The 12598-nt window shown below is 62.6% G+C and carries 6 protein-coding genes; 3 read left to right on the plus strand and 3 right to left on the minus strand.

Annotated elements, in window-relative coordinates; translation table 11 throughout:
• Positions 1-8: 8 nt before the first annotated feature.
• Positions 9-2006, minus strand: a complete 1998-nt coding sequence (tkt, locus tag RCH14_RS02735) for a transketolase (RefSeq protein WP_343024618.1) — start codon at positions 2004-2006, stop codon at positions 9-11.
• Between the two features lie 123 nt (positions 2007-2129).
• Between tkt and RCH14_RS02740 the strand changes: the two genes are divergently transcribed.
• The gene (locus RCH14_RS02740) at positions 2130-2855 is read left to right on the plus strand and encodes a 16S rRNA (uracil(1498)-N(3))-methyltransferase (protein WP_343024619.1); all 726 of its coding nucleotides are present in this window, start codon (positions 2130-2132) and stop codon (positions 2853-2855) included.
• A gap of 73 nt (positions 2856-2928) precedes the next feature.
• On the opposite strand, the gene RCH14_RS02745 is transcribed toward RCH14_RS02740, so the two are convergent.
• Positions 2929-5826, minus strand: a complete 2898-nt coding sequence (locus tag RCH14_RS02745) for a TonB-dependent receptor (RefSeq protein ID WP_343024620.1) — start codon at positions 5824-5826, stop codon at positions 2929-2931.
• Between the two features lie 619 nt (positions 5827-6445).
• On the minus strand, positions 6446-9445 hold the full coding sequence (locus tag RCH14_RS02750) for a TonB-dependent receptor (protein WP_343024621.1): 3000 nt from the start codon (positions 9443-9445) through the stop codon (positions 6446-6448).
• Positions 9446-10088: 643 nt separating this feature from the next.
• On the opposite strand from RCH14_RS02750, the gene RCH14_RS02755 reads away from it, so the two are divergent.
• Both RCH14_RS02755 and RCH14_RS02760 read left to right on the plus strand, forming a co-directional pair.
• On the plus strand, positions 10089-11705 hold the full coding sequence (locus tag RCH14_RS02755) for an NAD(P)/FAD-dependent oxidoreductase (RefSeq protein ID WP_343024622.1): 1617 nt from the start codon (positions 10089-10091) through the stop codon (positions 11703-11705).
• 53 nt (positions 11706-11758) lie between these two features.
• Positions 11759-12577 carry an EamA family transporter gene (locus tag RCH14_RS02760; protein ID WP_343025036.1) on the plus strand — a complete coding sequence of 273 codons (819 nt, stop codon included), beginning with the start codon at positions 11759-11761 and terminating at the stop codon, positions 12575-12577.
• Positions 12578-12598: the final 21 nt, after the last annotated feature.

Consider the following 12598-nt stretch of genomic DNA (forward strand, 5'->3'; position numbering starts at 1 on the left):
GCGAATGCTTACGCTGCGATAACTTGTTTGGCCTTGGCCACGACGTTCTCGACGGTGAAGCCGAAGTGCTTGAACAGCACTGGCGCTGGCGCCGATTCACCGAAGGTGTCGATGCCGACCACGGCGCCTTCGAGGCCCACGTACTTGTACCAGAAAGCGGTGATGCCCGCTTCGATGGCCACGCGCGGTGTGCCGCGGGTCAGCACGCTGGCCTTGTAGGCGGCGTCCTGGCGGTCGAACACGTCGGTCGACGGCATCGAGACGACGCGTGCGGCGATGCCTTCAGCAGCCAGTGCGTCGAAGGCCTTCACGGCCAGTTCGACTTCCGAACCGGTAGCGATGAAGATGACCTTGGCATCCGGCGTGTCGCGCAGCACGTAGCCGCCCTTGGCGACGTCGGCAACCTGCTGGGTGTCGCGGGCCATGAACGGCAGGTTCTGACGCGAGAAGATCAGCGTCGTTGGGCCATCCTTGCGCTGGACTGCCGCGCCCCATGCCACGGCCGATTCGACCGTGTCGCATGGACGCCAGTTGTCCAGGCCCGGGATCAGGCGCAGCGACGAGACGTGCTCGACCGACTGGTGCGTAGGACCGTCTTCGCCCAGGCCGATCGAGTCGTGCGTGAAGACCGAGATCGAACGGATCTTCATCAGCGAGGCCATGCGCAGCGCATTGCGGCTGTAATCCGAGAAGGTCAGGAACGTTGCGCCGAACGGGATGAAGCCGCCATGCAGCGCCACGCCGTTCTGGATCGCGGCCATGCCGAATTCACGCACGCCGTAGTTGATGTGGTTGCCGGCGATGCCCGAACGCACGGCGACCGATTCTTTCCAGTTGGTCAGGTTCGAACCAGTCAGGTCGGCCGAGCCGCCCAAAAATTCTGGCAGGCTCGCAGCCAGCGCCTGGATCGCATTTTGCGAGGCCTTGCGGGTGGCGATGGTTTCCTGCTTGTCGATGCAGCTGGCAATCGCAGCGTCCAGTGCCTCAGTGAATTTGCCCGACAGCTCGCCCTGCATGCGGCGCTCGAATTCGCTCGCCAGCTCGGGGTGCGCGCCGCGGTAAGCCGCGAACATCGTGTTCCATTCGCCTTCAGCCTGGGCGCCGCGCTCTTTCGCGTCCCATGCTTCGTACAGTTCGGCAGGAATATCGAACGGGATCGGATCCCAGACCAGGTGCTGGCGCACGGCAGCGATCTCTTTGTCGCCCAGTGGCGCGCCGTGGACCTTGTCGCCGCCTTCCAGATTGGGCGCGCCCTTGCCGATGATCGTCTTGCAGCAGATCAGCGTTGGACGGTCCGACGTCTTGGCTTGCTCGATGGCGGCATCGATGTCTTTGACGCTGTGGCCGTCGACCTTCGGGATCACGTTCCAGCCATAGGCTTCAAAGCGCTTTTGCGTGTCGTCGGTGAACCAGCCTTCGACGCGGCCATCGATCGAGATGCCATTGTCGTCGTACAGCCAGATCAGCTTGTTGAGCTTGAGGGTGCCGGCCAGCGACGCCACTTCGTGCGAGATGCCTTCCATCAGGCAGCCGTCGCCCAGGAACGCGTAGGTGTAGTGATCCACCACGTCGTAGCCTGGACGGTTGAATTCGTAGCCCAGCAGCCATTCGGCCAGCGCCATGCCGACCGAGTTGGCGATACCCTGGCCCAGCGGGCCGGTGGTGGTTTCCACGCCCGGGGTGATGCCCACTTCAGGGTGACCTGGCGTCTTGGAGTGCATCTGGCGGAATGCGCGCAGATCGTCCATCGTCAGGTCGTACCCTGCCAGATGCAGCAGTGCGTAATGCAGCATCGAGCCATGGCCGTTCGACAGCAGGAAGCGGTCGCGGTTCATCCAGCCTGGATTGGCCGGATTATGACGGTAGTGCTTGTCCCACAGCGCAACGGCGATCTCGGCCATGCCCATTGGCATGCCCGGGTGGCCCGAGTTGGCTTGCTGAACAGCGTCCATCGCCAGCGCGCGGATCGCGTTGGCCATCAGGGTGGTGGTTTGCGTAGATTTCATGGAGATCGGGGATCAGGGATTGGAAAGCTGGTGGCCTGCGGCTGGCCGTAGCCCGTTATTTTACCAGACCGCCGTAGCGAGGATTTAAAATGCAGCCCTGTCCACCGCGATTTCAGGAGTGCCATGCCGCGTTTTTATTGTCCTCAACCACTTGTCAGCGGCAACACGATCGAGCTGCCGGAAGCAGTCGCGCACCACCTGCATGTGGTGCGCCTGCAGCCGGGAGCCGCGCTGACACTGTTCAATGGCGAAGGCGGTCACTACCGCGCCACGCTGGTCGAGACCGGCAAGCGGCGTGCCACCGCCGTTATCGACGCCCACGAGGCGAGCGAGGCCGAAGCACCCTATGCCGTGACGCTAGCCCAGGGCTTGCCAGAAGGCTCGAAAATGGACTGGATCATCGAAAAGGCCGTCGAACTGGGCGTGACCGCGATCCAGCCGCTGGCGGCGGCGCGCAGCGTCGTGCGCCTCTCTGGCGAGCGGCTCGAAAAACGCCAGGCGCACTGGCATGGCGTCATCGTGGCCGCCTCCGAGCAGTGCGGGCGCAACCGGCTGGCGCAGTTGCTGCCGATGATGGAGGTGCAACCGTGGCTGGCAGCGGGCGCGGGCACGACCCGCATCCTGCTCAGTCCGCGCGCAACCGAATCGCTGGCCGGCTGGGCGCGCTCGCATGCGCCGCAGGCGGTCACGCTCCTGATCGGCCCGGAAGGCGGCCTCACGCCGCACGAAGAAGACGCGGCCGTTGCCGCCGGCGCGCTGGCGCTGTCGATGGGGCCGCGCGTGCTGCGCACCGAGACGGCCGGGTTGGCGGCGCTCGCCGTCCTGGCCGGTGCATGGGACGCCATTTAAGCAAAACGTGTAGAACACATGAAAAAACCCCGCCGGCATCGCTGCCGGCGGGGTTTTTTATATAGCGACAGGCTTAGAACGTGTAATTCGCGCCCAGGGTGAAGAAGCGGCCGATTGCGCCAGGCTGGTGCAGCGAAGCGTTGTACGACGTTTGTGCACCGGCGTTGCCGTAGGTGGCGACGTCATATGGTGCTTCCTTGTCGAACAGGTTCAGGATCGCGCCGCGAATCGTCAGGTTGTCCGTGACCTTGTAGGCCACGTTCAGGTTGGTGACGGTGAACGACGACACGTTGCAGTAGCCAATCGGCTGAACCAGACCCTGGAAGTAGGTACGGCCACCAACGTCGGCTGCAGTCGATGCGCAGTCGGTCGCGCCCAGCGCCGGGTCGAAGGTCGAGAAGCCGCTCGTGTAGTTCACGGTGGCCGTCACGTCCAGCGGACCACGGTTGTAGCCGAGGGTGAACTGCGCACGGTCTTTCGGGTTACCCGTTGCGCCGCCAACCGACGATGGGCCCTGCGTGCCGGCCAGCTGGTACGAATCGCTGCCCAGTTCGGTCACATAACCAAAGACGTGGGCTGCGCTCAGGTTCGCGCTGACGGTGCCCAGGTCGTTGGCCAGACGCCAGCGGTAACGGATGTCCGCTTCGACGCCGTGGGTCTCGGTGCTGCCGGCGTTGATGTATGGCGACAGGCCGTACAGGATCGGACCGGCGACCGGGATGCCAGGCACCGTGTTGTTGCCCACGCCGGTGGCGATGTCGATCGTATTGGCCGGACCGCGGACCCAGGTCGGCGTGAAGCTTGGATCGTTACCGGCTTGCGTGACGACCAGGTTCTTGATCTTGATCTTGTAGTAGTCCAGGGTCATGTTCAGGCCACGCATCGGCTCGACGATGATACCGGCCGTGAACGACTTCGACTTCTCTGGCTGCAGATCAGGATTGGTGGTCTGGACGTAAGGTGGGCTGAACGAGCACGCCGACGGCACGTTGCCGGCCGTGGTCTGGCTGCCATTGGCGCACAGGATCGGGTCGCGGATCGCGTTGAACGTGAAGAACGAACCGGCATTGCCGACTTCGGCCGGGTTCGGCGCGCGGAAGCCGCGTGCGAACGTGCCGCGCACACCGAATTGCTGGATCGGCGCCCACTTGAAGTTGGCCGACGGCGTGAACGAATTGCCGTAGGTGTCGTAATGATCGTAACGACCGGACAGGCCGATTTCCAGGTTCTTGATCGGCGTAGCCTGCAGCTCGGCAAACACCGCGCTGTTGGTCTCGTCACCAATGGTGAACGCTGCCGTGTTGGCCACTGCGCCGTTGAGCGTCAGGCTCGACGGAGGCGCATTTTGCTTGCGCTTATGCCAGTGCACGCCAGCGGCGAAGGCCAGTGGGCCGGCGCCGAAATTCGACAGCAATTCACGCGAGCCGATCAGGTCGGCATAGTTCAGCGTCGAGTCGATCTCGTTGCTGAAACGCGGCGAGACGGCATCCACGACGCCCGGCGCATTGTTGCCCAGCACATTGAACGTGCCGTTCCTCAGCAAGCTGTACAGATTGGAACGATTGACGTAGCCACTGTAATTCAGGTCGCTCTTGACGCGGGTTGCGCCGATGGCGGCATTCACGTCCCAGCCATAGGCACTACCGACGAGATCGGCCGAGAAGCGGGTCGCGGTCGACTTGTTGTTGGTGGTCAGGGCGGCGCCGACATCCGGGATGTAGCCGTACAGGCGGGCCGCACCACCCAGTTGGTTGGTGATATTCGCGCCGACCGGTGCGCCAGCAGCGAAGGTCGTGTTCGAGATGGCGCCCACGCGCGATGTCAGCACGCCATTGACCAGGGTCGTGGTGCCGTTGAAGGTCGTCGGGCTGAACGCTGCCGGGGCCGCATTGCGGTTGTTGGTGCTTTCGCGCTGGAACATCGAGCCGTTGAAGCGCACTTCCCAGTCTTCGCTCAGCTTTTTCGTCATGCCGATCATCAGGTTGACGTTTTCGGTCTCTGGCTGGATGTTCGACAGTTCATCGCGCACCGAGCAGCCGCCGGCACGGTATTTGGTGAAGTTGCAGTTCGTCGGGTCGAGGAACTGGTAATTCGCCGGGTTATTGACGTTGGTGACGCCAGCCGGGTTGTTCGGGTTCGACGCGTTGTACAGGAACGGGCTGCTGGTCGCGGTCAGGAAGTTGTTGATGTTGGTCGGCACGCCCAGGGTCAGGTCGTTACCACCACGTGCGCGCCAGTCGCGGTTCGCGTAGCCATACTGTTCGCGGTCGACGACCTTGATCGCGTTCTGCTTGCGGTATTCGGCAGTAATGAAGGCGTTGTAGCCGTCGTTGTCGAGGTCACCGATGCCGGTGCTGATCGAGGCGCGCTTGGTCTTGCCGCCGCCGTGCTGCGTGTCGCCGACTTCGGCCGACATGCGGGTGCCGTTCAGGTTTTTCTTGAGCTTGATGTTGATGACGCCGGCGATGGCATCCGAGCCGTACAGCGACGAAGCGCCGCTTTTCAGGATCTCGATGCTTTCAATGGCATCGAACGGGATCGACGAGACGTCGACGAACGAGCGCTGCGAATCGTCCGACAGCGGATACGGGGCCATGCGGTGGCCGTCGATCAGCACCAGGGTCGCGCCCACGGTCAGGCCGCGCAGCGAAATGCCCGATGCGCCATTGGCGAACGCGCCGGCAAAGCCGGTGCCCAGGGTGCCGGCGCCGTTGGCGGCCAGGTCGGTCAGCAGTTCGGCAACCGAAGTCTTGCCGCTCTTCTGGATGTCGGCTGCGGTCAGCACCTGCACCGGGGTCGGCGTTTCGGTGTTGGTGCGGCTGATCAGCGAACCCGTCACGACCACGCGCTGCGCGGCTGGTTCAGTGCTGCCCGGCTGGGCTTGGGCAAATGCCGGCGCTGCGCAGGTCAGGGCGCCGCTGGCAATTGCGCAGGCAATCGCGAAAGGCATCGACTTCAGTTTCAACATCATGGGTGATTCTCCTCGTACTTTCTTATCGGTGATTGCGCACCAGAATGCTGGGTTCATATCCTGCAAGCTCCTGCTTGCCGGTCGCTTGGGCCGGCAAAGCAGTGCATCGAATGATTGAGCCGAAATGGGTAGACCACTTATCGCATTCTTGACGGCAGTATTTTTCATGCATACGTCTGACTGGGGACGATCAGCCTAAATAAGTGCTTGGACTAAACCAAACGTTATTCAAGTGGAGCTATAAAAACATGGCGTCAAGAATAGTGTCAACTGAGCACCAATCATGCAGAGTGTGAAATACAACACTTTATTTTTTTGAAAGTCGGAAAGGCGCGATAGTGGTGCGGTGCAATATCAGCTTGGTGCACCGGTTGCGCTCTGTCGTCGGAAGCGAATGACAATCAACCTCTTGTATTAGCTGTGTTTTGATTATCAAAATACGGAAACGTTCACGAGAATGGCGGTGCGAACCGATTCTTGCGGTCGCTATTTCTATTTCAATGCACCATTATCGAGCGTGGTCGAATTAGTTGCGTAAATACCACACAATGTTTTACGGCAACCCAATAAAAAACCGCCCCGAGGGGCGGTTTGGCTTCTGCTCGACAGAACTGTCGAATCAGAACTTGCGATCGTACATCAGCGAGACGCGTGCATAACGTGGCGTCGTCAGCGAAAGCGGCGTCTGGTACAGACCGCTGACGTTGGCCGCGCTGTTGTACGCCTCGGTCACGCTGGCCACCGACTGGCTGTTGAAGACGTTGAACACATCGACACGGAACTGCAGGCCCTTGATGAAGTTAGGCTTGTAAGCCAGGTTCATGTCCCAGCGGTGGGTCCATGGCAGGCTGCCGACCGAACCACGTGGAGTCAGCACGTTCTGCGAACGGGTCAGGCCGCCGCAGTAGAACGTCTGGTTCGAGTAGTTCGGCGAATCGCCAGGGGCAGCGGCGCTGCCGATGCAGCTGCGTGGACGACCCGAAGCGATCAGCGCGTTACCACCGATGCTGAGCTCGTCGCTCAGCTGGTAAAAGCCGAAGGCCTTGACCTGGTGCTTGCGGTGGTTCGGCAGGTAGCCGTAGGCGCCGACCATCAGCTCTGGATAATCCCAGGCCGAAGTCACGGCAACGTCAGATTGGCCATTGTCCGAACGCACCTGGCCTTCGGTATTGCCCTTGTTGCGCGACCACACGTAGCTCAGCTTGCCGTACCAGCCGCTGCGGAACGGGTGCTCGAGGAACGCTTCGATCGACGAGTAGGTGCGCTTCGGCTTGTCGAAGCCCTGCTCGGCTGCGCTCAGGTTCACTGCCGTCAGCTTCGATGCGTCGCCCGAGAAGTCGACCAGGAACTCGTTGTCTTCACCTGGGTTGAAGGTCTGGCAGGTGTTGCCCCACAGTGGGTTGGTGATCGCGATGTTGTTGGCATCGGCGAAACGCTCGAACGGACGCACGTCGCAGAAGTCATCGATGGTCGATTGCAGCTTGCGATGGATCGCTTTGGCGCCGAAGTTCAGCGATGGCGACCAGGCTTTTTCGAAGCCGAAGGTCAATTCATCCTGATAGGTCGGCTCCATATTCCGCGCTGCCAGTGTCTCGACGACCTTGTCTTGACCGAATTCGTTGTTGCCCGACAGTGGCTGGCTCAGTTGCACCAGACCGGTTGGCGCGCCATTGGAATCGGTACCGGTGTAGGTGTAGTACTGCGACGTGAAGGTCGAGCGGCCGGCGCCACGCACCGAGATGTGGGTCGGGATCGGCACCGAATAACGGCCCAGGGTTGCGTACACCTTGAAGCTCGAATCGCCATTCACATCCCAGACTGCGGCCAGGCGCGGCTGGATCTGGTTCTTCATTTCCAGGAAGGTGGTCTTCGAGTCGTTCTGGTTCTTGAACGATTCGCTACGCACGCCCAGGGTCAGCAGCACGTTGTCGGTGGTCTGCCAACGGTCTTCCAGGTACCAGGCGCTCTGTTCGCCAAACGAGTTGGTCACGGTCGAGAACAGGTCGCGGCTCACGTAGTAGCCCTGGTTGCCCAGTGCGCTGCCGGTGCTGGCTGGCGACGGGACCAGAATGCCCAGCGGGCCTTCGATCGCTGCATTCGGGTTGCTGGCGCGGATGTAGGTCCAGGTGCCGCCACCGGCGGTCAAGTCACCTGCTGCGACAGATTCGACCTTGGTCTGGTCGAAGCCGCCGCGCAGCGTGTGGGCGCCGAGGCGCCATTCGACGTCGAGACGGCCCGAATCGACGATGTCTTCCGAACCCGGAGCCAGGATGGTGCCGCTGATGTTCTGCGGGTTGGTATAGTTCACGCCAGGTGCGCGCGCGTCGACCGTCGACGAGATCTGGAACAGATCAGGGTTGTAGCCGGTGAAGTAGTTCTCGTGCGGCGACTTGGCGCGGCCGTACAGGGCGGTGACAGTCAGGTCGTCGGTCAGGTTGCCGACGTAGCGCAGGGTGTTGATCTTGGCGCCATTGTTGTCGACGTTGATCAGGCGCGAGCTCGAGCTGACGCCGCCGGTGCGGGTGCGGGTTGCGTAGTTGAAGCCGCTGTTCGAGTTGTTCACTTCCGGCGTGTCGCCCAGCGTCGTGAATTCGAGGCGGTGATTGTCGGTGATGTTCCAGTCGATCTTGGCCATGTAGCGTTCGATCTTGGTGTCACGCTCGCGCCAGCCGACGGCGGCATTGTTGGTGGCGATGCGAAAGCCATTGACCAGGCCTTCTTCGGTCTCGGTTTTCTCGGCCGATGCGAAGAAGAACAGCTTGTCCTTGATGATCGGGCCGCCGACATAGGCGCCGTACACCTTCTGGTCGCGCGTATTTTCGGCGCGCGCCAGGCGCAGCGTGCCGTCGGTGGCCGCATTGTTCGGTGTGCCGGTTTTGCCGTAATAGATGTCTTTTGGCGTGGCGCGCAGCGATTTCGGTTCCCAGGTCACGATGCCGCCCGCTTCCCAGGTGTTGGTGCCGCCTTTGGTGACGATGTTGACGACGCCGCCGATCGAACGGCCGAATTCGGAGCCGAAGCCGCCGGTCAGCACTTGCGCTTCAGCGATCGCGCCGAATGGCAGCTGTGCTGCGCCCAGGCCTGTCAGCGGGTTGGTGACAGGGAAGCCGTTGATGTAGTACGAGTTCTCGGATGCAGCACCGCCGCCGAACGAGGCGCCGCCGGCGAAGCGCGAGTCGGCGGTGGTGGTGTTCGGCGCAAGCTGGATGATCGCTTCGACGGTGCGGGCGATCGGCAGCGCGGCCAGTTCGCGCGCATTGAACGTGGCGCTGCTGCCGGCGCTGCTGGTGTCGATGGTGGCGCGGGTGCCGGTGATCTGGACGACCTGGGTGCCGGCGGCCGGCGCGGCCGCGGCGAAGATCGCTTCGCCGTTGCGGCCAATGCCGGTCTCGACGTTGACGGTGCCGACAACGCCGCCGTCACGCAACTGGGACACGCGGTACGTGCCACTCGGCAGCGAGCTGGCGACGAACCGGCCCTGTGCATCCGGGGTCAGGGTGCGGCGAATACCAATATCGGTGTTTTCGATGAGAATCTGCACATTGCTGCCAGGGGCAACGGTACCGAAGACACTACCCGACGCATTCGACTGCGCCATTGCCGGCGACATGGCCGCCATGCCAATCACTGCGCCACCAAAAGCCAGGCTCAGTGCGTGAACTAATACAGTTTACTTCAACATGTGATTTGCTTTCTCTCTTTTGCCGGACCGCTCATGGCAGTCCTGTTGTTGGTCGCACCAGCACCGATCGCGGTAGCGCCCCTCCCTGTACATCTGCGTCGCCGCGTAAGTACGTTCATGCCATTTTTTCCTCAGAAAGGAAATGAACGCTCATCTACGTTCATGCATATGACATTGTGGCGTCAACAACTTTTTGTGCATATATGTATGCATTTCATCATTTTCATTCGCACAATGTTGTGGGTACGAGACAGTGCTCAGGCATGGTGCGCTCACTCACCAAAACGGCTCGTGAAACTCCCTGCTGCAGTGCACTTTTAAGGCTTACGAGCAGGGCTATTTCTCACGAATTCCAGTGCTGTAACGTTGCGACAATTCCACAAAAGTCGTTGTAAATCGGCACGCATCAAGTCCAATTCGCAGGCTTGACAGTGAGAATCTCAAAAGATCAAAAATGCGATGTATTTACACTCTGTAGACTGTTTGTTTTTTATCCCGCTTACCGGCTGGCAGATGCCGGGCAAGGTAAAATAACGGCTTTTGCCGCTCTCCTTTTGTTGCCTCACTAGCAACCACTCCCATGCTGCGTATTAACGAACTCAAACTCCCCCTGAACCACCCGGACGCCGCCCTGCGCGACGCCATCCTGGCCCGCCTTGGCATCCTTGACGCCGAACTGCTCGACTTTTCCGTCTACAAGCGCAGCTATGACGCGCGCAAGAAAACCGCCATCGTCCTGATCTATTCGATTGACGCGACCGTCGCCGACGACGAGGCGGTGCTGGCCAAACTGCGCGACCCGCACGTCATGCGTGCTCCCGACGTCGGCTACAAATTCGTCGACGCTGCGAAACCGGCGCCCGGCACCCCGCGCCCGGTGGTCGTTGGCACCGGCCCGTGCGGGCTGTTCGTCGCGCTGATCCTGGCGCAGATGGGGTTGAACCCGATCGTGCTCGAGCGCGGCAAGGTCGCTCGCGAGCGTACTGTCGACACCTTCGGCTTCTGGCGCAAGCGCAAGCTCGATACCGAGTCGAACGTGCAGTTCGGCGAAGGCGGCGCCGGCACCTTCTCGGACGGCAAGCTCTACAGCCAGATCAAGGACAGCAACCACCACGGCCGCAAGGTGCTCACCGAGTTCGTCAAGTTCGGCGCGCCCGAAGAGATCATGTACGTCAGCAAGCCGCATATCGGCACCTTCCGCCTCGTCAAGATGGTCGAACAGATGCGCGCCGAGATCATCAACCTGGGCGGCGAAATGCGCTTCGATACGCGCATGCAGGATGTGCTGATCGAAGAAACCGGCGGCGTGCGCCAGGTGGTTGGCGTGCGCCTGGCCAGCGGCGAAGAACTCCCTACCCGTCACCTGACGATCGCCATCGGCCACAGCGCGCGCGATACCTTCGAGATGCTCTACGAACGCGGCGTGTACATCGAAGCCAAGCCGTTCTCGGTGGGCTTCCGGGTCGAGCACCCGCAGTCGCTGATCGACGTCTGCCGCTTCGGCCCGAACGCCGGCAACAAGCTGCTCGGCGCGGCCGACTACAAGATCGTGCACCACGCGTCCAACGGGCGCTCGGTCTACAGCTTCTGCATGTGCCCGGGCGGCACGGTGGTGGCCGCATCGAGCGAAGAAGGCCGCGTCGTCACCAACGGCATGAGCCAGTATTCGCGCAACGAACGCAATGCCAACAGCGCCATCGTGGTGGGCATCACGCCCGCGGATTTCCCGGGCCACCCGCTGGCCGGCATCGCCTTCCAGCGCGAGCTCGAATCGCGCGCGTTCGTCCTGGGCGGCTCGACCTACGACGCACCGGGCCAGCTGATGGGCGACTTCGTGGCAGGCAGGCCGTCCACCGCGCTCGGGTCGGTCACGCCGTCGTTCCTTCCGGCCGTGCACCTGACCGACCTGGCCACGGCGCTGCCCGACTATGCGGTCGTCGCGATGCGCGAAGCCTTCGTCGCCTTCGACAAGCAGATCAAGGGCTACTACAAGGAAGACGCCGTGCTGACCGGCGTGGAAACGCGTACCTCGTCGCCGATCCGCATCCGGCGCAATAACGACGACCTGCAAAGCCTGAACACGCGTGGCCTGTTCCCGGCCGGCGAAGGTGCCGGCTACGCGGGCGGCATCATGTCGGCGGCAGTCGATGGCATCCGCGTGGCCGAAGCGGTGGCCCTGGCAATGGCCGCCCGTTGAACCTCGCCGACCGGCACGCGGCATGGGGCCCGGGTCTGGCGATCCTGGCCTCGATGGTGTCGGTCAATGCGGGCGCGGCCTGGGCCAAGGGCCTGTTTCCAGCCGTCGGCAGCGAAGGCGTCACGGCGCTGCGCGTGGGCCTGGCGGCGCTCATCCTGCTGGCTCTCGTGCGGCCGTGGCGCTATGGCCGTCCGGCGCGCGCCGACGTGGGCAATCTGCTGGTATACGGCCTGATGCTGGGCGCGATGAACCTGTGCATCTACCGCGCGTTCGAGCGCATTCCGCTCGGGATCGCGGTGGCGATCGAAGTCACGGGGCCGCTGGCGGTCGTGGTGCTGTCGTCGCGCCATGCGCGCGATGTTTTGTGGGTTGTGTGCGCCGGATTCGGCCTGTGGCTCTTGCTGCCGGTGGCCGGCGCATCCCAGCTCGACCCGGCCGGCATCGCGTATGCGCTGGCGGCGGCGTTCTGCTGGGCGATGTACATCGTGTTCGGCAAGCGCGTCTCGACCCTGCACGGCGGCCAGGCCGTGGCCTGGGGCTTGCTGGCGGCGAGCGTGTTCGCGGTGCCGTTCGGCGTGGCGCATGCAGGGATGGCGCTGTTTACGCCGGCCATGCTGGCGGGCGGCGTGGCGGTGGCGCTGCTGTCGTCCGCCCTGCCCTATTCGCTCGAGATGATGGCACTGCGGCGCCTGCCGCAGCGGGTGTTCGGCATCCTGGTCAGCAGCGGACCGGCCATTGCGGCGCTGGCCGGCTTCATCTGGCTTGGAGAACGCCTGACCAGCCTGCAGTGGCTGGCGATCGCGCTCGTCATCGTGGCGTCTAGCGGCGCCGCTGCCACGGCCGGAAAACCACGGGCCCAAGCATTAACGTAGGGTGGGCGGGTTCCCCGCCCA

It is taken from the genome of Massilia sp. MP_M2 (assembly GCF_039123635.1).
Classification (GTDB): Bacteria; Pseudomonadota; Gammaproteobacteria; order Burkholderiales; family Burkholderiaceae_D; genus Telluria.